At 36.8% G+C, this 25,285-nt stretch carries 16 protein-coding genes; 6 read left to right on the top strand and 10 right to left on the bottom strand.

The genetic code is table 11. The features are described from left to right. The first annotated feature begins 18 nt into the window (after window positions 1–18). Window positions 19–492, top strand: a complete 474-nt coding sequence (gene greA, locus BN202_RS02410) for a transcription elongation factor GreA (RefSeq protein ID WP_019218929.1) — start codon at window positions 19–21, stop codon at window positions 490–492. A 6-nt stretch (window positions 493–498) separates the two neighbouring features. Next, window positions 499–1,557 (top strand): glycosyltransferase family 4 protein, encoded by a 1,059-nt coding sequence (locus BN202_RS02405; protein WP_019218928.1) that lies wholly within the window; start codon window positions 499–501, stop codon window positions 1,555–1,557. Window positions 1,558–2,194: 637 nt separating this feature from the next. On the opposite strand, the gene BN202_RS02400 is transcribed toward BN202_RS02405, so the two are convergent. Then, complete coding sequence (locus tag BN202_RS02400) at window positions 2,195–3,589, bottom strand: TrkH family potassium uptake protein (RefSeq protein WP_019218927.1); 1,395 nt, start codon at window positions 3,587–3,589, stop codon at window positions 2,195–2,197. A 308-nt stretch (window positions 3,590–3,897) separates the two neighbouring features. On the opposite strand from BN202_RS02400, the gene trxB reads away from it, so the two are divergent. Both trxB and BN202_RS02390 read left to right on the top strand, forming a co-directional pair. Further along, on the top strand, window positions 3,898–4,851 hold the full coding sequence (gene trxB, locus BN202_RS02395; protein WP_019218926.1) for a thioredoxin-disulfide reductase: 954 nt from the start codon (window positions 3,898–3,900) through the stop codon (window positions 4,849–4,851). Window positions 4,852–4,888: 37 nt separating this feature from the next. Then, window positions 4,889–5,794: a LysR family transcriptional regulator gene (locus tag BN202_RS02390; protein WP_019218925.1), complete on the top strand. Its 906-nt coding sequence runs from the start codon at window positions 4,889–4,891 to the stop codon at window positions 5,792–5,794. Window positions 5,795–6,319: 525 nt separating this feature from the next. Here BN202_RS02390 and BN202_RS02385 read toward each other — a convergent pair. From BN202_RS02385 to BN202_RS02370, 4 genes are all read right to left on the bottom strand, one after another. Continuing rightward, entirely contained in the window at window positions 6,320–7,522 is a 1,203-nt protein-coding gene (locus tag BN202_RS02385) for a pyridoxal phosphate-dependent aminotransferase (RefSeq protein ID WP_019218924.1), read from the bottom strand. A 671-nt stretch (window positions 7,523–8,193) separates the two neighbouring features. After that, entirely contained in the window at window positions 8,194–8,403 is a 210-nt protein-coding gene (locus tag BN202_RS02380; protein ID WP_019218923.1) for a cold-shock protein, read from the bottom strand. A 258-nt stretch (window positions 8,404–8,661) separates the two neighbouring features. Beyond that, complete coding sequence (carB, locus tag BN202_RS02375) at window positions 8,662–12,147, bottom strand: carbamoyl-phosphate synthase large subunit (RefSeq protein WP_019218922.1); 3,486 nt, start codon at window positions 12,145–12,147, stop codon at window positions 8,662–8,664. A gap of 643 nt (window positions 12,148–12,790) precedes the next feature. Further along, the gene (locus BN202_RS02370; protein ID WP_019218920.1) at window positions 12,791–13,630 is read right to left on the bottom strand and encodes a DUF1460 domain-containing protein; all 840 of its coding nucleotides are present in this window, start codon (window positions 13,628–13,630) and stop codon (window positions 12,791–12,793) included. Window positions 13,631–14,150: 520 nt separating this feature from the next. On the opposite strand from BN202_RS02370, the gene BN202_RS02365 reads away from it, so the two are divergent. Further along, the gene (locus BN202_RS02365) at window positions 14,151–15,212 is read left to right on the top strand and encodes an MFS transporter (RefSeq protein ID WP_341871759.1); all 1,062 of its coding nucleotides are present in this window, start codon (window positions 14,151–14,153) and stop codon (window positions 15,210–15,212) included. A gap of 356 nt (window positions 15,213–15,568) precedes the next feature. On the opposite strand, the gene carA is transcribed toward BN202_RS02365, so the two are convergent. The 5 genes from carA to BN202_RS02340 all read right to left on the bottom strand — a co-directional run bounded on the left by carA (window position 15,569) and on the right by BN202_RS02340 (window position 23,124). Then, complete coding sequence (gene carA, locus BN202_RS02360; RefSeq protein ID WP_019218919.1) at window positions 15,569–16,765, bottom strand: glutamine-hydrolyzing carbamoyl-phosphate synthase small subunit; 1,197 nt, start codon at window positions 16,763–16,765, stop codon at window positions 15,569–15,571. 1,217 nt (window positions 16,766–17,982) lie between these two features. After that, window positions 17,983–18,501, bottom strand: coding sequence for a chorismate lyase (gene ubiC / locus BN202_RS02355; RefSeq protein WP_019218918.1), 519 nt, complete (start codon window positions 18,499–18,501; stop codon window positions 17,983–17,985). Window positions 18,502–19,275: 774 nt separating this feature from the next. Continuing rightward, entirely contained in the window at window positions 19,276–19,527 is a 252-nt protein-coding gene (locus tag BN202_RS02350) for a GlsB/YeaQ/YmgE family stress response membrane protein (RefSeq protein WP_019218916.1), read from the bottom strand. A 631-nt stretch (window positions 19,528–20,158) separates the two neighbouring features. Further along, window positions 20,159–21,835, bottom strand: coding sequence for a Na/Pi cotransporter family protein (locus BN202_RS02345; RefSeq protein ID WP_019218915.1), 1,677 nt, complete (start codon window positions 21,833–21,835; stop codon window positions 20,159–20,161). A 71-nt stretch (window positions 21,836–21,906) separates the two neighbouring features. Then, window positions 21,907–23,124 (bottom strand): mechanosensitive ion channel family protein, encoded by a 1,218-nt coding sequence (locus BN202_RS02340; RefSeq protein ID WP_019218914.1) that lies wholly within the window; start codon window positions 23,122–23,124, stop codon window positions 21,907–21,909. Between the two features lie 134 nt (window positions 23,125–23,258). Here BN202_RS02340 and dnaG point away from each other — a divergent pair, with 134 nt between their 5' ends. Then, window positions 23,259–25,196: a DNA primase gene (gene dnaG / locus BN202_RS02335; RefSeq protein WP_019218913.1), complete on the top strand. Its 1,938-nt coding sequence runs from the start codon at window positions 23,259–23,261 to the stop codon at window positions 25,194–25,196. Window positions 25,197–25,285: the final 89 nt, after the last annotated feature.

Genomic DNA, 25,285 nt, shown 5'->3' with positions numbered 1-25,285 from the left:
AACAGAAAGGGACGGATTATGGAAAAAGTTCCGATGACTACAGCTGGTTTTGAGAGTCTTAAAGAAGAGTTACGTTGGCGTCAACAACACGAACGTCCACGGATTATTGAAGCAATTTCTGAGGCGCGTGCTCATGGTGATTTGTCAGAAAATGCTGAGTATCACGCTGCGAAAGAGGCACAAAGTCATAATGAGGGGCGTATAAATGAGCTTGAGGATTATATTGCGCGAGCAGAAGTAATTAATGTCTCCCGTCTTTCAGGTGACAAAATTAAATTTGGAGCTACTATCAAACTTTTGGATGAAGATACTGAAGAAAAAAAGGTTTATCAGATTGTTGGTGATCAAGAAGCTGATGTAAAGACTGGTAAAATCTCTATTTCCTCACCTATTGCGCGTGCCCTCATTGGCAAGCAAGAAGGGGATGTCATTGAAGTAAATGCACCAGGGGGTGCGCATAATTACGAAATTATTGAAATTCAATATATCTAAATTATTATGCGTGTATCTTTGCAAGAAACGGAAATTATTGCTCCGCACTTTAAAAAGCGTTTGTCCGGAGTAACATCTACAGTTGTCCAGCTTGTTCCATTACAGCAAGAACGAGGGATGCGTATATCTACTTTTGGATTTGGACTTCCAAAGAACTTGCCTGCTCTTGCCTTTAGAGATCTTTTTGGGCTTTGGAAAAGCCCAAAGGGTAAGCCATTTCGTATTTGGCATGCGCGGCGCAATATTGAGATGTTTTGTGGTATCCTTTTGCGTGATGTCTTGCGTATGAAGCTTAAACTTATCTTTACGTCTGCTTCTCAACGTCATCATAAGTCTTTTACCAAATGGTTGCTTCGGCGTATGGATAGGGTAATTGCTACCAGTTTACAGACGGGATCTTATCTAGAAGTACCTCATAAAGTTATTATGCATGGCATCGATGTTAAGCGTTTTTCACCACCTAAAACTCTCGATGATGGCTTTTCTTCGTCAGGACTTCTAGGAAAATATGCGGTTGGGTGTTTTGGACGTGTGCGCCCTTCCAAGGGCACTGATTTGTTTGTGGAGGCAATGATAGTATTGTTGCCACGTTATCCTGACTGGACAGCACTTATTGCTGGTCGGACGACAGAACAATATTATAAATTCGAAAAAAAATTACGCCCCAAAATTGTAGAAGCGGGTTTAGAAAAGCGTATTATTTTTCTTGGTGAGTTGCACAACACACCTTTATGGTACCGTCGCCTGACGCTTTATGTCGCACCTTCACGTACAGAAGGTTTTGGTTTGACGCCCTTGGAGGCAATGGCATCACAGACAGCTGTCGTTGCAAGTGATGCGGGAGCTTATAAAGAATTGGTGGTGGAGGGAACAGGTACGGTTGTTAAAGCAGGAGATGGAGGGGCTTTAACGGCAGCGATTGAACCTTATTTTGCTAATTTAGAAAAAACAATAGCAGCAGGAAAAAAAGCTTTAGAGCACGTTCGTACCAACTTTCCTTTGGAAAAAGAAGTGGTAGAAATTGAGAGCGTTTATGAAGAAGTGTTTGCTGAGAAAGCACTCTAACTGTATCGGAAATTTTTTGATAAGTAAAATGAATGCATTTCCTTTAAAAGTTTTTTCTAATACTCAAGATAACAGCAATAATACAATAATAAATGTTATTTCATAAAAGGTATTGATTGTATCCTTGATACATCACAATCATAAACTTTTAAAGTTTTTGATAAAAGATTTGGAAATTTATATCTTTTAGAGGAATATAAAGCTGATAATAAAAATACAGGAACGGTTTTTTCTTTTTGATTCTATGAATGTTTGTGAATCAAAAAAACAATACTTTAATCCTTAATCAATTTTAAAAATTGTAGATGTATCTTGCTGCGATAGGTATTAGAATTTGTAGTATGCTTTTATGATAATAAGTATACGATAAAAGATTCTTTTTTTGAAAAGATTATGAGCTATTCTGTTTAGGGTAGAAGATGCTTGAAGCTATTTTCATTCGCTCAGAGATAAGGCTACTTATGCGTTAAGAAAAGTTTCTCAAGGATTCTTATTTTGTATTAGTTTTATACTGCTTGTGTGGTTGCGTATTTAAAGCTCTTTAAAGTTTTTTCAATAAATTGAATTGCAAGTAGATTTTATAACCTATGTCACTTACATCCTAAATTTTTGATCGTTGGCAAATGAATGCTATTCATTAAAATTGTTCACGCCAAAAAGCAGGGATAAAAAGTACAAATATCGTTATAATTTCAAGACGTCCAGCCAGCATAAGAAAACTCAAAATCCATAAAGCATTATCATTGATTGTAGAAAAATTGCCAGCAGGACCGATAATGTTTCCAAAACCTGGGCCGATGTTAGAAAGGGCGGTTAGGACGCCGGTAAAGGCAGAAGTAAAGTCAAGTCCAGTTGTGAGCAAAAGTGCAGTGCCAATAAGTAGACAAAACATGTAAAGACAGACAAAAAATAAAACTGCTTTTGCAACATCATTTGAGATATTGGCCTGATCATAGTGTGCTTTTACAATGACATTAGGAAAAAGAAGTTTTTCTATATTTGTTTGTGTAATGCGCCAAAGGATAATAAGGCGATTGATTTTTATTCCACCAGAAGTAGAACCAGCACATCCACCTGTAAATGAAACAATGAAAAAGACGCCAAGTGCAAAGGGTCCCCAAAGTTGGTAATCTTCGGCGCTATAACCGGTGGTGCTAATAATAGAGGTGAGGTGAAAAATGACATCAAGAAAAATGAGGTGGAAAGGGCGATGGTCATGAAATTTGAGCCATGCTGCTAAAGCAAAGCTGAAAAGAAAAACAATATAGAGAAAAACAATAACTTGTGAATCAATAAAGCGTTTGGAGCGTCCAGGAAGTACTAATTTAACATAAAGCACGAAGGGTAATGCAGAAAGCAACATGAAGAATGTTGAAATGATGAAGATGGCTGGTTTATCAGAAAAATAGCCAAAAGAGGCGTCGTGGGTCGAGAAACCAGCTGTTGCGATGGTGCTCATTGCATGATTAATCGCATCAAATAAACTCATACCTGAAGCAAAATAAGAGAGCATGCAAGCTAGTGTTAGTCCAATATAAGCTATGATAATGCCGTTGGCAATCTGGTTGATGCGAGGCAATATTTTTTCAGATTTATCTGACGATTCCATATGAAAAAGTTGTACGCCACCAACACGTAAAGAAGGCAAAAGTAATAAGGCTAAACCAATAAAGCCAATCCCTCCAATCCAGCATATGAGAGAGCGCCATAACAAAATGCTTCGTGATAAATTATCAAGACCGTTAAGTACTGTGGAACCTGTGGTGGTAATTCCAGAGACTGATTCAAAGATTGCTCCGGCTAGGGAAATTGGAAGAGGAGAAAGATAAAGGGGAAGGGCACCAACAATGCTTCCTGTTAGCCAAAGACAAACAGTAAGCATAAAACCAAGCCGTGCTGAAAAACGACAGGTTGCTCCCTTTGTTGCTAAAAGTATTAGTGTTGCTAATACAGTTGTTATGGCGCAGGAGTAGAGAAAGGTTATCCAATGGTGGTTGTGGTCATGCAAATCAACCAAAATTGGCAAAAGCATTGCTCCTCCCATGATTAAAGCAAAACGTGCACAGACATTGATAATAAATTGAAAAATGATCGTTCCCTACCTTTTGATCTTTTTTTGTTACAATTTTACGCTTATTAAGAGTTTACGTTTTTTTTAAATACGATAAAAATCAAACTCTGTATTAAGCGTATTTTGGTAAATTTTTCATCAAACCGTTTCATTCAACTTGAAAAAAGATACGTATACACCATAATTTAGGCCGTTGAAAAATATTTTTTTAAAGGCTGCATTTTATTATAATTTATAGAATAGTTAAGTAAGAAAAAGAAGGGGACTCTATGCTAGAATCGCGTATTCGCCTGCTTATTATTGGCTCCGGTCCAGCTGGTTATACAGCGGCGATCTATGCGGCAAGAGCAATGCTAAAGCCAGTTATGATTACTGGTTTGCAACAGGGGGGACAGTTGACAATTACGACTGATGTTGAAAACTATCCAGGTTTTGCTGATCCAATTCAAGGGCCATGGTTAATGGAACAAATGGCAAAACAAGCTAAAAATATGGGGACAAGAATTGTCTATGATACTATTATAAAAGCTGATTTATTAAAGTATCCTTTTGTCTTACATGGAGATTCTGGAACACAATATTGTTGTGATGCCCTTATTATTGCAACGGGAGCGCAGGCACGTTGGCTTGGTTTGGAAAGTGAACAGACCTTTATGGGAGGGGGCGTCTCTGCTTGTGCTACATGTGATGGCTTTTTTTATCGTGGGAAGGATGTCATTGTGGTGGGAGGAGGAAATACAGCCGTTGAAGAAGCTCTTTATCTCTCGAATTTGGCCAAGAGTGTTAGCGTGGTTCATCGACGAGATTATTTTCGAGCGGAGAAAATTTTGCAAGAGAGATTGCTTGCCCGTGATAATGTGCGTGTTCTTTGGGATCATGTGGTAGAGGAAATTGTTGGTTTGCCAGCGCAGGATTCAAGGGGAGCTGTTGTAACGGGTGCGCGTCTTAAAAATATTATAACGGGTCAGGAAATGAAGATAAATGTGGAGGGAGTCTTTATTGCCATTGGGCATGATCCCGCTGTTTCTCTGTTTGCAGGGCAATTGAAACAAAAACTAGGTGGTTATTTGTGGACAGAGCCAGATTCAACGGCAACAAGCATTGCTGGTGTTTTTGCTGCAGGTGATGTAACCGATGATACATTTCGCCAAGCTATAACCGCGGCGGGAAGAGGATGTATGGCCGCATTGGAAGCAGAGCATTTTTTAGAATTGCAAGCGTAAAGTTAATCGGAAAAGTAAAAAAATTAGAGGTAAAATTGTGACATCGCCGTTAGATTGGGATAAATTGAGAGTTTTTCATGCTGCGGCAGAGGCAGGATCTTTTACGCATGCAGCACAAAAGCTTCATTTATCCCAATCAGCCATTTCACGACAGGTTTCAGCTTTAGAACAAGAAGTTGGTGTCTCTCTCTTTCAGCGGCATGCGCGTGGTTTGGTTCTAACAGAGCAGGGTGAAACTCTTTATCATACAACGCATGATGTTTTAATGAAGCTCGAAAATGTACGCTTACAATTAAGTGAAGGCTGTAAAAAACCAACAGGGCATTTGCGTATTACATCAACTTTCGGAATGGGGGCTGGGTGGATTGCAGAACGTATGCCAGAATTTTTAAGTCTTTATCCTGATATGCAGATTCAGCTTTTGCTTTCTGATGAAGAACTTGATTTGACAATGTGTCGTGCAGATTGTGCTGTGCGTCTCCATCAACCTCAACAGCCTGACCTTATACAAAGAAAACTCTTTACAATTCATATGCATGTTTATGCTTCAGAAAACTATATTGCAAATTATGGAAAACCAGAAAAACTGTCTGAACTTGATGCTCACCGTATTATTTCATTTGGTGAACCTGTTCCGCATTATTTGTCTGGTTTAAATTGGTTGGAAAAAGCTGGTAGAAGTGATGGTTCCTTACGCACTTCAGTATTGCGAATCAATAATATTATTTCAATTAAGAATGCACTTATGCGTGATCTTGGTATCGCTGTGCTACCTGATTATATCGTGAATAATGATGAGCGTCTTGTGCGTCTTTTTCCTGATATGGTTGATATTCCTTCTTTTGATACCTTCTTTTGTTATCCTTATGCTTTAAAGAATTTGGTAAAGCTGAATGCTTTTCGAGATTATATTTTTTTAAAAGCCCGCCAATGGTCTTTTTAGCCAATGGTCTTTATTAATTGAAGAGCTATGTGTTTACTGCATAGCAGATACGCGTAAGTCTTTATTGTGCTTTTTCTCATAAAATGAGATAGAAAATTATCTCTTGATTATGTTGCCTCCCATTGCATTTTCTTGAGTGTTCCCTTACGAAGATCTGTCAGATTGATTTTATCTCTGGGGATTTTCTAGACTCGCCGGACATTTGTCCGGCTTTTTTTTCGAGTTTTTTGTATTGTCTCTTAAAATGCAAATTTCTTAGAAGATGGTAAAAAAAATTGATGTTTTATGGATGTCTAACAATTTTTAGCTCCTTCAAGCTATGATGAGAAGCTTTTTTAAAATTACTGGTATTTTATTGCTGGAATAAGACAGTTGATGTTTTGATTCTGTTTCCCGTATATGTTGCTATGCAATTTTATCTTTCAACGTTTTCTGTAGAATCTCTATTTGTGCGATAATCCAACAATCAAAAGTCTCTCAAATAGATGGAGGCGGAAAATTGTAAACATAAGTAGATATAGCACTTTAACATAAATTATTACAAAAACGTTGAATACGTGCACAAGCTTCTTCAAGTAGTTTTTCTGATGCTGCGTAGGAAATGCGAAAAGCTGGCCCCAGTCCAAAAGCAGATCCATGAACGACAGCAATTGATTCTGCTTCCAAAAGCGCCATTACAAAGTCTTCATCGTTCGCAATAACTTTGCCTTCCGGTGTCTTTTTTCCAATCAGTTCTGCACAGGAAGGATAAACATAGAAAGCCCCTTCTGGCGTGGGACAGTTAATGCCAAGCGCTTGGTTTAATTTGGAAACAACAAGATCACGGCGTGTTTGGAAAATAGTTTTATTTCGAGCAATAAAATCTTGTGGGCCATTGAGTGCTTCGACAGCAGCCCATTGAGAGATAGAGCTTGTACCAGATGTTTGTTGTCCTTGAATGGTATCCATAGCTTTAATCAATTCTTTTGGTCCGCCGGCATAACCAATTCTCCACCCTGTCATGGCATAGGCTTTGGAAACACCGTTCATTGTAAGTGTACGGCCATAAAGCTGTGGCTCTACCTCTGCTGGGGTGACAAAAGCAAAGTTTTCATATGTTAAATGTTCATAGATATCATCGGTAAGGATATAAACATGAGGATACTTTACTAAAACATCTGTTAGCTTTTTTAATTCGTCACGCGTATAAGCGGCGCCTGATGGATTTGAAGGAGAGTTAAAGAGGAACCATTTGGTTTTTGGGGTAATAGCAGCTTCTAGTTCTTCGGGTTGAAGTTTATAAGCAACTTCAATTTTTGTTTCTACGAAAACAGGTGTGCCACCGTTGAGGGTAACCATTTCTGGATAACTGACCCAATAAGGAGATGGAATGATAACTTCATCTCCTTTATTTAAAGTTGCCATAAATGCATTAAAAAGGATTTGTTTGCCACCAGTCCCAACAATAATTTGCTCTTGTTGATAGGTGAGATTGTTTTCTCTTTTAAACTTTGCTGCAATTGCTTGACGCAATTCTGGAATACCAGATATGGGAGTGTATTTTGTTTCTCCGCGGCGAAGAGCTTCAATGGCCGCATTTTTAATATTGTCGGGTGTGTCAAAATCTGGCTCTCCAGCACTCAACGCAATAACATCACGACCTAGTGCTTTTAAATTACGTGCTTTTTGGGAAGCTGCAATTGTTGCAGAAGGTTTTATATGAGAAAGCCGCTCGGCAATAAAAGCCATAATTTGAATCCTTATATGATATAAGCAAATGATTGTTCATCTCAAAGTATTCTATAAGAGATTACGTTCTATGCAATAAAAAATTGTTAGGTTCTGTATAGTTAAGTAAAATTTAAGCTTAGGATGGGGAGGTTGAAGTGTCACATTTGTTATTAATACAGAGAGAGTTTACATTAAGAAGCATTTTTACTACTTTCTTAAACAGTTTTGTATATACGCTAACCCATTTGTGCTGTGTAAGGAAATGGTTTTAATTGTTGCAATATAAGAGGTTTTGAACTGAAAGAAGTTACGATATTTGGCTTTATAATATAAATATATTCATCGAGTGCTTTTTCAATATAATCAATAGCCTAGATATATTTTAATCGCGCTTCAAAAAATTCTCTCTTATAGAATTTCTAAAATATATTGCAATTCTCTTTTGGCTTAAGGTGCTAGGCGTACAGAGCTTAAAAGATTTCGTTATAAATCTGTAAACTTTTTGTCTTTTGAGGTTTTACAGAAAAAGATAGTGCGCAGTCATTGTGAAAGGTTTTAGCAGATTTTTTGGATTATTGTACAAAGTAGCAAGTTAGTGCTTTTTTGTAAAAATTTGTTATATCTGCTTCAATAAAAAAACTCGCCTGTAGAGGCGAGTTTTTTATAGAAATGTAGTAGAGTTTAAAACATTAAAGCGCGGCAAGATTTCCAGCAGCAAATTTTCCAGAACGACGATCTTGAAGAACGTCATAAGAGATTTTTTGTCCTTCATTAAGATTGCTTAAACCAGAACGTTCAACGGCGGAAATATGTACAAAAACATCCGCACTTCCATCACTAGGCTGAATGAAGCCAAAACCTTTTGTTGTATTAAACCACTTAACTATTCCTGTAGACATAGGAAACTCCTTAGAAGACATATTATATTATGTACCGAAGTCATAAAAACCCTCAGTACGGTTTTAGATCGAAATTAGGTGGGAGAAGTTTCGTCAAAAGTGCAGGCCGCACAGGAAAGAAAGTCACATAACCGAAAGTTCGATAGAGCACAATATAAAAGTCTTTAGAAAAAAAAGCAAGCCTCAATCGGTATTTTATACAGATAAAAGACTTGAGAGTGCATACGAGGGGATATATTTTGTACCATATTGAAAAATTCAAGTGAAATAACTTTGCAGTGAGCGTACTTCAAGGCAGTTATTTTTGAGTGCTTTAATAGCTTCCACTGCAGCTTGTGCCCCAGCGATTGTTGTATAATAGGGAACTTTCTGCATGAGTGCTGCATGGCGTAATGATTTGGAGTCTGAAATAGCGCTGGGGGTGCTGGTTGTATTGAAAATTAATTGAATTTGTCGATTACGAATGGCATCTTCAATGTGAGGATGTCCTTCTAGAACTTTGTTAATTTTTTTTGCTTCAATATCATGTTCGGCAAGAAATTTTTGTGTTCCACTTGTAGCAAGAACAGAAAAGCCAAGTTGCATTAAAAGTTTTACAGGATTTAAGATACGGTTTTTATCTTCATCTCTCACAGAAACGAACAAAGTTCCTTCCTTTGGAAGCTCCACACCAGCTCCAAGTTGAGCTTTAGCAAAAGCAAGAGCAAATTCATAATCAAGTCCCATAACTTCACCTGTTGAGCGCATTTCTGGACCAAGAAGCGTGTCTACACCTGAAAAACGGGCAAAAGGAAAAACAGCTTCTTTGACAGCAATATGTTGTTTTTTCTGCTGCGAAGGTAAGCCACCATACGCTTGAAGTGATTTTGGGAGTGTTTCTCCTGCCATAATACGTGCGGCTATTTTAGCAACAGGAAGACCAATTGTTTTGGCGACAAAGGGGACAGTACGTGAAGCGCGAGGATTGACTTCTAGAACATAAATCGTGTTGTCTTTAATGGCATATTGTACATTCATTAAACCACGAACATGAAGTGCTTGGGCTAATGCTTTGGTTTGGCGCTCTAATTCAACAACTATTTTATTTGAGAGCGTATGTACTGGTAGGGAACACGCTGAATCCCCCGAATGGATACCGGCTTCTTCAATATGTTCCATAATGCCAACAACAAGTGTTTCTTCTCCATCGCATAGACAATCAACATCAACTTCAATAGCTTCGGTGAGATAAGTATCAAATAACAATGGATTCTTATCAAGCAATATATCGACCTGTTCCATTTTATCGTGGGAAAAACGGGCTTTGATATCTTCTGGAATCAATTCTGTCACATTTTCAAGCAAATAATTTTGCAAACTGCGTTCATCACGAATAATTTGCATAGCACGGCCTCCCAAAACATAAGAAGGGCGTACAACCAATGGAAAACCTAATTCATGCGCGATGCGCCGTGCTTGTTCGATTGAATGGGCGATACCATTTTTAGGCTGTGTTAAGTTGAGTTTGAATAATAATTTTTGAAAGCGGTCTCTATCTTCTGCTAAATCGATGGCATCAGGTGAGGTACCTAAGATGGGGATGTTATGTTTTTCTAATGCACTTGCCAATTTTAGAGGTGTTTGTCCACCAAATTGGACAATAACTCCAACCAATTCGCCTTTTTTCTGTTCTGTTTCTAGAATACCAATAACATCTTCTGTTGTTAAAGCTTCAAAATAAAGACGATCAGAGGTATCGTAGTCTGTTGAGACAGTTTCGGGATTGCAATTAATCATAATAGCTTCAAACCCTGCATCACGAAGTGCAAAAGCAGCGTGGCAACAACAATAGTCAAATTCAATGCCTTGTCCAATACGATTGGGGCCCCCGCCTAAAATAGCAATCTTTTTGCGTTCAGAAACTTGTGCTTCTGAGTGTTCTACGCCTGCAAAGGGAATTTCATATGTTGAATACATATAGGCTGTAGGTGAAGAAAATTCAGCTGCACAAGTGTCAATCCGTTTGAAAACATGCTGAACATTAAGCAATTTGCGCAAAGCAGCAACGTCATCGGGTTCTTTTCCTGTCAGGGTGGCTAAACGCGCATCCGAAAAGCCCATCGCTTTTAGCATGCGTAGATTGTCTGAATCTTGGGGCAATCCATAGGTGCGGATGCGCTGTTCCATTTCAATAATGGAGGCTATTTGCTCTAAAAACCATGGATCAATTTTGCTAATTTGATGAATTTCATTTAAAGGTAAGCCCCAACGTATTGCTTGGGCAATGTAGCGCAGACGATCAGGACTTGGTATTGCAATCGCAGAACGTATAGAACTTTTTTCATCACCTTCCGCATGTTCAGGGATGGCAATTTCATCAAGACCAGTAAGCCCCGTTTCAAGTCCACGGAGCGCTTTTTGCAGAGATTCCTGAAAAGTGCGTCCGATTGCCATAACTTCTCCTACAGATTTCATTGCAGTCGTTAAGACAGGTGATGAACTAGGAAATTTTTCAAAGGCAAAACGAGGAATCTTGGTAACAATATAGTCAATAGAAGGTTCAAATGATGCTGGTGTTGCACCGCCTGTGATATCATTTTTTAATTCGTCAAGCGTGTAACCAACGGCTAGTTTCGCCGCTACCTTGGCAATTGGAAATCCTGTTGCTTTTGAGGCAAGCGCTGAAGAGCGGGAAACACGCGGATTCATTTCAATAACAATAAGGCGTCCATTTTCAGGATTAACAGCAAATTGTACATTGGATCCACCTGTTTCAACACCAATTTCACGCAGAACAGCAATGGAGGCATTGCGCATAGATTGGTATTCTTTATCTGTTAAAGTAAGAGCAGGAGCTACGGTGATTGAATCACCTGTATGAATCCCCATAGGGTCAATATTTTCAATGGAACAAACAATGATACAGTTGTCGTTTTTATCGCGGACAACTTCCATCTCATATTCTTTCCATCCCAAAACACTTTCTTCAATCAAAACTTCTGTTGTAGGTGAAGCCTCAAGCCCGCGTTCAATAATTTCATAAAATTCAGAGCGGTTGTAAGCGATACCACCGCCAGTACCACCAAGGGTGAAGGAAGGACGAATAATTGCTGGAAGACCAATGGTATCCAGAGCTTGAACTGCTTTTGCTGTTGCATGTGCGATATAATGTTGTTTACGATCGGTTTCTGTTTGTCGCCAATCACGCTCAAGCTCTTCTAGGGCTTGGTCAAGCGCATCACCGGAAAGTCTTGCTTTAAGTTCATCGCGTGTTTTTGTATGCAGTTGGCGATTTTCTTCTTTGAGTTCTGTTGCGTTCGCTAACATAGAACGCGGTGTTTCCAAACCGATGTTTGCCATCGCTTTGCGAAATAAAGCACGATCTTCAGCCTTATCAATCGCATCGGCGTTTGCACCTATCATTTCAACATGATAGCGGTCTAAGACACCCATGCGCTTTAATGATAAAGCAGTATTAAGGGCTGTTTGTCCTCCCATAGTTGGCAAAAGGGCATCGGGACGCTCATGAGCGATAATTTGTGCGACTATTTCAGGGGTAATAGGCTCAATATAAGTTGCATCAGCTAAATCTGGATCTGTCATAATGGTGGCAGGATTAGAGTTGACCAAAATAATGCGATAACCTTCTTCTTTTAAGGCTTTACAAGCTTGTGTGCCTGAATAGTCAAATTCGCATGCTTGACCAATAACAATAGGTCCTGCTCCAATGATAAGAATAGATTTTATATCTGTGCGTTTAGGCATGATTTTTTCCTATAACAAACATTCGTACACGATTGCGGTAGACAGAATTAAATTTTGAAGTCAAAATGATTTTATAGGTTAAGTGACAAAGAAAGTAAGCACTAAAATGCCTTTTCCATGCTTTTTTTCATAGAATGGAAGTAAATATCTTCTTTGCTATGTGAAAATATGGCTTTTGATAAAAAACAGTAATGCATGGCAAAGCCAAAATATTTAAGGCAACCGTGGGAAATAAAACATAAGCTATTATTTATAGGGCAAGAAAAATTTGCAAAACGAAATGATCAAGTTATATAAAATGATAAATATAACTTGTTTATCTCATTGCTATGTCTGGCATTATAAATTTTAAAAACTGTAATTCTTTGTAATTTAGTTCACAATAATATTTAAGTTCAATGAAGCTTTGACCGTAAATTGATATAAAAGTTACGAACAGAGTTTTAAAATTTTGATTTAAAATTAATAATTATTCATATTGAATACATTACCGTATCAAGATACGAAGTTAGATTAAAAATATTTTGTTCTGTTATTAAAATTATAAACAAAGATATTGTATCTGTATAGATTACACAAATTTGAATGTTGAGCTTAATAACTTCAGTACATATATTGATAATATGGGGGGTATCTTCATAGACTATGGGAGAGGTCTTAAAACAATAATTCCTGGTGTTTTTGCTACATAATCCATAAAAGAAGAGTCTATGACTTTCTTATTCTCTTTTCGTGAAGAAGCATTCCGTAACATGGGACCATGATTTGTCATGATAAAGAAACCAACGTGAGTTACATCCAGTCCAGCAAGTTTAGTATAAATACCAATTAAATCACCTGTTTTTAAATGACTTATAACCTTTTCATTAATAAATTCACTTGGAATATACGTTATATGACGTTTAACAACTGGTAGTCCCGGAAGGTAGTTTTCACCATTGGCTTTTTTATTAAGATATTTTTCAATGTTTACTGCGTTAGGACTTATTTGGGCGGTAATATCAGTGGCAAGTTTATATTTTCTATAAGCCCAGTCAGTAAAAAAGTGTTTTCGATTTAAAAAACTAATGTTACCACCAACATAACGCGTTCGTATGACGTTATTTATAAATTCTGTTTGTGATGTTGATTTTGATAACGCCTCAACATAATCTAGATAAGTGAAGCAATCTAAACCTCTAAAATCAATGATCAGTTTTTCTGGTTTATTTTCTGAGCCATGTAACATATTTGCTTGGTAAGGTGTCTCTAAAAAAGCTTCAGAAAGTAAACCAATCATTTCTCCTCTATCATAGTGATTAGCTTTTGAGCGCTTTTTTAGAAGATCATTCAGTTTATGTAAAGTATACGGATCTACGTTTACTTTATTTGTTCGTTGTATTGCTTTTTTGTTTTCTGAAATATCTTTGTTTGTATCAGAATTCTGAAGTCCACATCCTGTGGCTAACGTTGAGATTAAAATTAATTGAAATATTTTTCGCATTTCATACCTATTTTGAATTAATAGTTCATAGGCTCATCACTCTTGAAAGTAGTGCTTTTTCCGTACTTATTAGATTTGTTTTGAGTTAATGATAGCATAGAATGAATCATTCTCTAAATAAATATATCATAGTTTTTAACATTGTATAAATTCATATTTTGTATTATATTAAGAACGTTATGAGTTTTTGAGCAAGGGTTTTTAATGGTATTCTTTTTACTTTATAGTATATAAATATGAAGACGCAGAAAAATTGCTAAGGTTTTTTAAAAAAATATTTTTTTATTGTACATGATCGCTCATCTTTTAGCTGTGCTTTTTGAAAGTAGTGACATTAGAAGTAATAATAATAACCCATCATAATATTTATAAATACTGTAATTTATTTAATTTTTAAAGAAGTATAGTGTATTATTTTTTATCTATTATTATATTTTTACTTTACGATAATTTTATATAGAAATAATTTATGGTAAATAACTTTGCACTTAGGAGAAATCTAGAAGATAACGGAGAAGAAATGTGTGCTATACAAGATGACAAACTTAATTCAAAGTTTGTTCGGCGTGGGCTTGTTTTGGTTTTCATTATTTTGTTGTTTGATATTATTGCTATTGCAGTTGTTAGTCCTGTTTTGCCTGAATATTTTGCTCAGTTGACTGGAAAAAATATAAGTGCTTCGTTTATAGAAAGAGGAAGATTGCTTGTGGCTTATTCAGCCATGCAATTTTTGTTTGCTCCTATCATTGGTAATCTTTCTGATCATTATGGTCGCCGTCCTATTTTGCTTATCTCTATTATGAGTCTAGCTTTTGATAATATCATATGTGCTATCGCGTGGAACTATCCTATGTTGTTCATCGGACGCCTTTTTTCAGGAATGAGTGGTGTTAGCTTTGTAACCTGTACGGCTTATCTTGCTGATATATCTAATGATAAGACGCGTACACGCAATTTTGGTTTGTTGGGAATCGCATCCGGATTGGGATTTGTTTTAGGTTCATTTTTGGGTGGTTTTTTAAGTCAATTTGGTCTACGTGTTCCATTTTATTTTGCTGTTGGTTTTTCAGTCGTTAATTTTATTTTTGCGTGGATCATGCTCCCAGAAACGCTTCCTATGCGGAAACGACGCTCTTTTGATATGAAGCGCGCTAATCCTTTAGGAACATTTTTGCAACTGAAGCAATATCCAACAGTTCTCTGGATATTATTGGTCTTTTTTCTTTATTGGTTTGCAGAATCTGTATGGCTCAGCACTTGGGCTTTTATTGCTAAAGAACGCTATAATTGGAATTCTTTTTCTATTGGGATTTCTTATAGTGTCTTTGGTATAGGTCAGATTATAGTGGTTGCTCTTATTTTTCCGTATTTTTCTAAGCGATGGAGCAATTGGCATATTGTCATGCTGGGGTTTTTTTTGCATCGGTTGCTATGCTTGGCTACACATTTGCAACGCAAGGGTGGATGGTTTATGTGGTTTTTGCATGTACAATGTTTGAATATCTTATTCATGCACCTATGCGTGCTATCGCTTCAGAACAGGTGCCGGAAAATGTACAAGGAGAACTGCAGGGTGCAATGATTTCTGTCACTTCATTAAGTTTGATATTTGGCTCAATTTTTTATGTATTTCTCTTCGAGTGCTTTATACATCCGGATGCAGTGTTTTATTTTTCTGGTGCTCCTTTTTTGGGCGGCTTTTGTGTACTTGTCATCGCGATGATCATCTTTTCCTTACGAGTACGTTAAGCTTTTGAGATTCTCGTTGGTAGAAGTATTTTTCCAAAATCATACACTTATAAACCTTCAGAAGCTTTCACTTTTTTTGTCTTTCAACAAAGCGGTTTTATAGAGGGAGGATTACCATTTTTTATAGTGGAAATCCGTTTTGTTTGTAGGCAACAAGGGGATAAAATTGAAGGAAAGCCCCCACTTTCATTAAGCTATTTTTTTATAGTCCATAATAAGATCGCAGAAATGGCGAAAGAGATAGTGGCTATCTTGAGGACCTGGGGAAGCTTCGGGGTGATATTGAACAGAAAAAATTGGTTTTCCAATGATTCGAATGCCACAATTTGAACCATCAAAAAGAGAAATATGTGTTTCTTGCACATGTTGTGGTAGAGATTTCGCATCTACCGCAAAACCATGGTTCATCGATACAATTTCGACTTTTCCAGTATTAAGATCTTTAACTGGATGATTGGCACCATGATGCCCTTGATGCATTTTGATGGTTTTTGCACCAACTGTGAGAGCAAGAAGCTGATGACCAAGACATATGCCGAAAAGCGGTAAATTATGGTCAATCAATGTCTTAATCGTTGGAAGAGCGTATTGCGCTGTAGCAGCTGGATCGCCTGGTCCATTGGAAAGAAAAATGCCATCAGGTTTCATTGCTAGAATTTCTTCTGCATTGGTGTGGGCTGGCACAACAGTAATGCGTGCATTTTGTATTGCTATAAGACGAAGAATATTGCGCTTAATACCATAATCAATTGCAATGATATGAAGATCGTGAACAGTATTTGTACTATATCCTTTATTCCATATCCATGGCTTTTCATCCCATTGCCTTGATGATGTAGAGGTAACTTCTTTTGTCAGGTCGAGATTAACAAGACCTGACCATTTTTGTGCACGTTTCTTCAAAGAAGGGATATCGAAATCGCCCTGCGGGTTGTGGGTAATAACAGCATTTTGCGCACCTTTTTCACGAATAAGAATGGTAAGGGCACGTGTATCAATACCACAAAGTGCAATAATTTTACGTGCTTTGAGCCATTTATTAAAATTTTCATTGGCACGGTAGTTAGAAGGTTGGCTAATATCTGCCTTAAAAATGGCACCCACTGCACCATGACAGTTGATGGGAGTGAGATCTTCAATATCTTCGCTATTGGTACCCACATTTCCTATATGAGGAAATGTAAAATTAATGATTTGTTGGGTATATGATGGATCTGTGAGGATTTCCTCATAACCTGTTATAGCGGTATTGAAGCATATTTCCGCTTCAGCAATACCCGTTGCACCTGCTCCTTTACCTTCAATAACTGTTCCATCGGCTAATACTAAGAGAGCTGTAGCTTTGCTTACACTCCAAGGATCAAGAGATGGGATAGTCTGTGTCATAGTGTGCATCCACAATTTATTTTCTAAACAGTATAAAGCAAAATCTTAACAGATATTGCGCATTTTGTTTCTACAATGTTTTGCTTAAAGAAGGGAGTATAGGTATATTGTATGAAGAGGTAAAGTGCTGTTTTGAGATTTTCCAAGATATATGTGTTGCTTATTTTTTATCGTGCATTCTAAGGCATATAAAGATTGGTGAGACGCCACTTTTCTATTCGAACAAAATTGGCAAAATTTATGTTGCTTAGCCATATTAAGATAGCATCTACAATGCTTTGAAGGGGTAGGTAGTGTGGGTCTTTTTTTCGTTGTTTCCTCTATGTTATGGTGAGAAATTGCGATGTTTTCCATCTTGATAAAGACTTTTTAGGCGTTGATGGAAATTCGATAAAGTTTGCTTTTATGAAAATGCTTCAATACGATGAGCTAGTAAGGCGCGCTAATCAAGAAGCTTATCGCATAAGAATTGGCAGAGAAAAACGATAGAAATTATATGCGCATTCTTTTTTATTTGCTTGATATAAAGAGGAATTATATGGGTGCTTTGTAAAGTTTTGTGATAAAAATAGCTGGAAGACTGCGTGATATCGGTAGAGTTATAGCATGATTTAAGGAATGTTTTGCAGTAAACAAGTTCATGTTTTTTGTTGAGGAGGACGCAACGTTGTTCCTTTTGTATATATTCTGCTTTCCTTCATGGCGTTTACGTTATTAAAAGGATGACAGGTGCTTTAATTTTTCTACAAAAGTTGTATGTCCTTCAATACAGAAAAGTTTTTATATCTCATAAGGTTTTTGAGAAAAAAGTTGGCACATACATATTTGTTTTTTTCTGGAGGAATGTATTGTAGCCTTTGGGGATGTATGCGAGCAGTTTTTTATTAAGAGCTGTTCTATTTTAAAAGGGAATGATTATTTTTTAGGTCATTTAAATAGAAGGTAATTTTTATATGCTGCACATCTTCAAAGTTGAACAAGGATAAGTTTTAATAATGCTTTTATCGTTATTATGAAGTGAGAGGAATATTTAAACTGTTTTTCTAAAAGTGAAAATATTTCGAGTTAGAATGATTCAAAAAGTATTTCGATAAGAGGTCTTCATTCGTAAGATGTTCTTGAAAAAGATGAAAGACACATTTTTCTTGCTTGTTAATTTGAAAAAGCTCTTTAAACTTCATAAGTTGAGCATGATAAAAGGGTGTAATATCTTCCATTTATGTGCGATTTGTTGTATAAAGTGGTGAAGCTGTTAAAAACAGTTCGGTTAATAATAATGGTTTGTCTGTTAATCGTAAACGAGAGCGACGTGCCCAGAGGGCACCTTTTTGGCCGATGTGGATGTAATCGCGGGTTAATTTGCCACTGTTAAAGAGATAATGTCCCAATGGGGTTGTCCCCAAATGCATCAATGTTTGATTTTGTTCGAGAAGGGTTTCTTGTGGGATTACAGTGCGTCCAAGAAGCCAAGGCTGCTTATCTCCCATTAGGATAACTTCGCGCAACCAGTAACGTGAACTCTCAGGCAAATGCTCTGCTTCATCTTGCAATTTATCTCGCGTAATAAAACATTCACGCTGTGGTTCAACATGTATATGCGCACAATGTTTTTTTAATCGGAGTGTCATTGAACCCGACTCCATGAGCCAATCACGGATGTTTTCTGGTACAAAAGGAACTTTATCAGAGAACCATTTTAGAGGCGGTATGATAGAATTTCTGAGACCAGATGTCATTTTACTTCACATCTAAAACGGCATTTCATATACTATGTTAGGTTATGCAAAAAGATATCTCTCATTATAATACGGAAATATCAAGGTAGCAAGATTTTAAACAGGAAGATATTAGCTGGAAAATGGAATGGAGGATTATTTTAAAAGCTATTAGGAAAGTATGTTATGGATGGAAATTTAATATCTCCCATTTATAAAATTGAAAAGATTAAGAAATGTAAAGTAAAAAAATATCATTTTTGTGAGAATCTTTTTACTTTCATGAATATTAGATTAGAGAAAACTCTCATTGTTATCGACGAGATTCAGGGTGGTTATTTAAGTTTTTTAGAAAAATGATTTTGTTGGAAAAGTATGTGAGAATTTTAGCCCTACGCGCTAGAGTTTTGCAACATCATTATTATTTATATTATAACATGCAGATGAGTAAGATTTAAGATTGGTGTTTTTACTAAACAGAATTGTGAGTATTGCTAAAATGCTAAAGCAATAAAGTATTAAAAACAGTGATATTGAGATATGAACTGTAAATAAGCTATGGCAATATGATATGAGAATAATGCAGTTGTTTCTGATGCTATAAATAGGTTACAGTATAGTGGTTAGCTATGGTCCGTTGAGCCTTTGCTGTTTCTTCTTATGATATCATGATGGTGATGCAAAAATATTACAATTTAAGCATCTAACCATCATCATCCCCCCCTCGCTGTAACTTTTAAAGTTATTGCGGAAATATTTCAATTGTTCATTTAGCGCCAAGAGGTGCTACATGCTTTATGAGCGGATTTTTCGTCCTATCCATATAAGAATGCAAGCACCTATAAAACCTGAAATAAGATAGCCAAACCAACCAGCAAAGCTTACGCCGAGAAGGCTAAAAAGAAAACTGGCTAATACAGCCCCAATAATTCCCAAAATAATGTTTAGAAAAAGTCCCGTTTGGCTTTTCATAAGATAGTGCGCAGCCCACCCTGCAAGCCCGCCAATAATAATGGCTGCAATCCAACCGATATTTGCGTCTTCCATTCTATTCTCCTTTGCCACTGTTAGTTTTAACTAGGGTAAGCTTTATAAAGGTCAAGGTTCATTTTTAGCCCGAAGAGAGGATATTATTGGTAGAAATTTTGCTACAGTTTTCTTTTGCTATTTTTCAATTCATGCAAATATCTCATGTGTGCAATGTTGTATCTTTATAAGGAACAAAGACATATAATACCAAAAAATAATGTAGTTATCAATTTTTATGTAAAAATAATATTTATAAAAGTATTTTTTGCATAACTAAAATGTTTATTTATTAATCTATTTCTTATAAAATGATTTTAATATATTTACAAAAATTAAATTTATCTAGTTTAGTGAACAAAAAACAGAAATAAAGAGAATATAAATTGAAAATAAGTTTGCCAATATGGGCACAATGATGCTTCAAATTATTAGAAATATTTATTTTTTATTATTTTACAAAATAGTGTGTAGGATAAATTTTCCAAAACATTCATATCATCGTGATAATTCTATAGATATGTGTGTTTTTTATGATAATCGTGCTGCCTTTTTTACAAGAGTATTTGATTTAACTAAGATATTTGAATGTCCGCAATTTAATAGTCAATGAGGCTTGCTTATTGTTTAGATATTTTCAAAGCTTAAGGGTTTATTGTTCAGCAGGATTGCGTAGGCGCGAACTTTGGAGGAGGCCTTGTGCTTCTAAAATTGGGTAGATCATTGAGGTTAAAAGCGAATTGATTTGTTTTAGGTCGCGTACTGTATCAAGATGAAGGCTGGATGACTCTATATTTTTAAGGTCACCTTCACGAAGACGTTTAAAATGTTTTAAACTCATCTCTTTTTCTAAATTTCTCAGTTGATCTTTTTTCTGCACCAGTAAATGCGCAGTGTGTGTGTCACGTGAGACAAGAACATTAAATGCAATATGCGCATTTGCTAAAACAATGGCGTGAAAACGAAGAAGATCGTTCCATCCATCGCTGCTAAATTGTAAACCTTTTTGTTGTTTCTTTTTAACCAGCATAAGCATATTATGAATAATAATATCTCCTGCTTGATCTAATTTTATACAAGCTCCTAGAAGTTCTTGTGTTTGAAGGGCTTCTTCATCCGACAATTTCTGTCCAGCTAAACGTGCGAGATAAAGTTTGATTGCGATATGCTTTTTGTCCAATATGGTGTTTAATTGGTTGAGCTCATGGATGATGTCGGGATCGGGTTTTTCATAAAGTCCCATAATTTTTTCTAGCATGATATCGACAAGATCACAAATATGGATGACTTCACGCATGACATTAGAAAGAGCTAAAGTTGGACGTTCAAGGACACTATCATCAAGAGCTGTTTGATTAGATAAATTAAGCATTTTATCAGCGCCCGTTTTTTTTGTACTTAGATGAACAATTTTTGTGGTCAGTTTTAAAGTCCATTTCGAGAGAGGTATCCCAGCAAGAAGGATAAAAATATTGAAAATAATATGGGCATTGATCACTTGAGTAGAGGCATTATTCCCAAGCCATGTGATGGGTGGTTGAAAGAAGAGAAAGAAGATAAGGACAAGAATTGAACCAGCTCCACGCATGAGTAAATTTCCCAAGGGAACAAGACGGGTATTAGGGGAGGCACCGCGTGTTAAAAGTGGTGCTATAAGAGAAGAGCCAAAATTAACACCAAGGACCATAATAACACAGAGTTGTGCATGGATAAGATTATAATTAGCAAAATTGATTAGCAAAATGATACCTGCAATGGATGAATGCAAAAGATAAGTCAATGTAGCTGCTAATAAAAATGTGGAAACAGGATCTGTTGAAAGATAACCGATAATGCTGGGCAGAATTGCACTTTCACGTAAAGGTTCTGTGGCTGTGCTTATCATTTGTAAAGACAAAATCAAAAGGCCTATGCCGATAACAATACGTCCTATTTGACGCCAATCACGTTTTTGTGTTGTCATAAAGATAAAAGTGCCGATTAAAAGACACAAAGGTACAATGATTGTGAGATCATAGGAGAGAATCTTGACAACTAATGCTGATCCTAATTCTCCACCACGTACAGCCATAAGTCCTGCTAATCCAGAAACAAAACCAGATTCAACAAAAGAACCAACAAGCAGCGTTATTGCTGTAGAGCTTTGTAAAATCATTGCTGCAAAAAGTCCAAAACTTACAGCAAATAAGGGTTTGGAAATGACATGGCGCATTTTGTATTTAAGTTTGTCGCCATAGGCCCGTTCAACCCCTGTGCGCACCATGCGTGTTGCCCAGAGAAGTAAAGAAACAGCGCCTGCAAGATGAAGGAGTACCAATGAACCATTCATGATACTTTTTTCTTTCTTTGTTGTTATAAATATGGTTAATCTAAAAAATTAATGAATTGTGTTTTATCGTCTTACTTTTCTCTCGCTTCTAATACATGACGAAAATCATAGCCACTTGGGTTTTGATAAATCTTTAGACCAAAACTAGGAAGAATGGAGTAAAGGTGATCAAAAATATCAGCTTGGATTTGTTCATATTCTAGCCAAACGGTTGTATTGGTAAAGCAATAGATTTCTAAGGGTAAACCATTTGGTGTAGGAGGTAATTGCCGTGCCATGAGCGTCATGTTTTGTTCGATATTAAGATGTTTTCTTAAATAAGCAAAAACATAAGCACGAAAGGTTCCAATATTGGTTAAACGGCGGGTATTGGCTAACACGTCGTGGTTTTTATCTAATTGTGAGTTCCATTCATTGATTTCTGGTATTTTTTTGGTGAAATAGCTTTCTAACAAATTAAATCGTGAAAGATGTTTTTGTTCTTCTTCGGTATGAAAACGGATACTTGATTGGTCAATGAAGAGAGAGCGTTTAATGCGTCGCCCACCGGCTTCTTCCATGCCACGCCAATTTTTAAAAGGATCCGTCACCAATTTACGGATAGGCACAGTCGTAATTGTTTTATCGAAGTTTTGTACTTTAACGGTATGAAGTGCGATTTCAAGAACATCACCATCTACATTAAGAGTGGGGATTTCAATCCAATCACCAACACGAACCATATCGGTAGATGAAATTTGGATACCTGCAATGAGAGAAAGCAATGTATCTTGAAAAATCAACATGAGGACGGCGGCCATTGCACCAAGACCAGATAAAAGAATAAGAGGCGAGCGGTCAATTAATGTGGCAACCATTAGAATTGCAGCTACAGCAAAAAGCGCAATTTTAGCGATTTGAATATAACCTTTTATTGGTTTTAACCGTGCTGTGGGCCGTTGTTCATAAAGGATATTAATAACATTCAGAAAGGAAGAAATGACTAAAACAACCATAAAAATAATGAAGGCATTTGCAACATTACTGATAATAGTGCTTAGTGTATCTGGGAGTGTTGGGATAAAGTTAATACCGATGGAGAGCGTAAAGGCTGCAACAATATTCGCGATATAATGATTGGTGTTTTCAATATCAATGGTTGTTTCGTTAGGCAAAAAAGAAGAAAGCCGTTTTGCTCCGTGAAAGAAAAGACTTCGGGCTAACAAATTGCATAGAAAAGCAATGATAATAAGGATAATGAGCCAAGCAATAGATTCTAGCAGTGGATATTGAACAAGAAATTTGATCACTTTTTCATTCTCCATTTCTGAAAAATATGTGGTTGAGGCTTTAATTTTTTTAACCGCTTTAAGAGGAAGTATTGGAATTATGCTCTAAAGTCGTTAAATATGCAAAAAAGAATTTTAAACCTCTGTGAGAGATAATGCGCTTTCCTCCTGATTTCCTTGATGAGCTTCGTACAAGGTTGCCAATTTCAACAGTTATTGGACAAAGGGTGGTGTTTGATCCTCAAAAAAGCAAGCCTTCACGAGGAGATTTTTGGTGCTGTTGTCCATTTCATGGGGAAAAAACGCCAAGTTTTCATTGTGATGATCGTAAAGGTCGCTATTACTGTTTTGGTTGTGGGGTGAGTGGTGATATTTTTACCTTTCTTTGTGAGCTTGATGGATTGCACTTTTCAGAAAGTGTAGAGCGTTTGGCTGATTTTGCAGGGGTAAAACTTCCCCTTTTTGATCCGCAAAGTCATAAACGTCAAATGGAAAAGGCTGATCTTTATGAAATTATGAGAATCGCTACAGATTTTTTTCAATATAGTTTACGCGATAAAGAAGGTGTGCAGGCGCGTCGTTATCTTGATGCGCGTGGTGTAACGCCAAAACTCGCAAAGCGTTTTCAGATTGGTTTTGCTCCCATGAGGCGTACCGCTTTAAAAGAAGCTTTAAGCGCGCGGGGTATTTCTGTCAAACAAATGGAGGATTGTGGGCTTCTTAAGTGGAGTGAAGATAATACGACTTCCTATGATCGATTTAGAAATCGTATTATGTTTCCTATTGAAGATTTACGTGGACGTGTGGTGGCTTTTGGGGGGCGTGCATTAGAGAAAGATACGCCGGCAAAATATCTCAATAGTCCAGAAACAGTGCTATTTCATAAAGGAAATATGCTTTACAATGCAGCTGCTGCTCGTAAAAATAGCCGCTCTGCTGGTGATGAAAAAGTTCGCTCTCTCCTTGTCGTTGAAGGGTATATGGATGTGATTGCGCTGGCCAAGGCTGGTTTTGAGAGAGCGGTAGCACCTTTGGGCACAGCATTAACGGAAGCGCAAATTGGACTTTTATGGCAGATGGGCTCTGATCCCATTTTGTGTTTTGATGGAGATGAGGCTGGTTTAAAAGCTGCTTTTCGTGCTGCTGATCGCGTGTTACCTCTTTTAAAGTCGGGGGTATCTGTACGCTTTGTTTTGTTGCCACAAGGCCAAGATCCCGATGAAATTATTGCTGCTGGTGGGGCAGAACTTTTTTCTACTTTTTTGCAAAAGGCCATTCCGTTGATTGAGCTTTTGTGGTGGCGTTCTACTTATGGGAAGAATTTTGAAACCCCAGAGGCACGAGCAGCATTAGAAAAACAACTGAAACAGCAAATTTTTACCATTAAAGATGAAGATATACGTCGTTATTATTTACAGGATATAAAAAAGCGGCTTTTTGATTTTTTTGGTTCTTTTTTTTCGAAAAAAAAATCCACAGGGCGTTATCATCAGTCCTCCCAAAATAAAATATTTAGAGATCAGTCTTTTTTTGCTTTGGCAAATTCCGATATCGTGCGCAATTCTTCGCAATCTATTCCTTTGCGTGAGGCTGTTATTTTATTAATTTTGGCTTATTATCCTGAGTTATGGTATGAAAATTTTGAAGTTTTAGCTGAGTTGGAATTACAAAACACACAATTGATATGTTTTCATCAATCCATGTTGGAAATTCTTGGCAATCAGCAGCTGCATGATAAGGAAACAATGGTTGCTCTCTTAGAAGAAAGAGGACAAAAAGCTTTGTTAGAGCGAATGAAACATCTTGTACAAAATATTGGTATGCGTACTGTTTTTGTGAGAGCTTCCATTGAAGATGCTCGTACTATATTAAAACAGGCTGTCTACTTGCATCTTCAAGAATACCACCTACATAAGAGACTACAAGATATTGAAGAGCAACTCGTAGAAAATCCTAAGAGTGAGGTTTTTGATCTGCTGCGTGAGATAAAAAATGAGATAGAGCAAATGCAAGCAACAGACGCATTAATTGAAGGATTTGGAAGTTGGTTGGATGAAAAAATAGACGGGAATAAGCAAGATACGATAAAATGATTCGCTTTTTTGATGCGAATCAGTCACCTAAGGCTCAGTATGAAGAAGTTATGTAGAATGGCATTTTTATAAAGAATGACGACTAAATT

It is taken from the genome of Bartonella florencae (assembly GCF_000312525.1).
GTDB classification, from domain to species: Bacteria; Pseudomonadota; Alphaproteobacteria; order Rhizobiales; family Rhizobiaceae; genus Bartonella; species Bartonella florencae.
The sequence above is the reverse complement of the archived record's forward strand: the minus strand, read 5'-3'. Positions and strand labels throughout refer to the sequence as shown.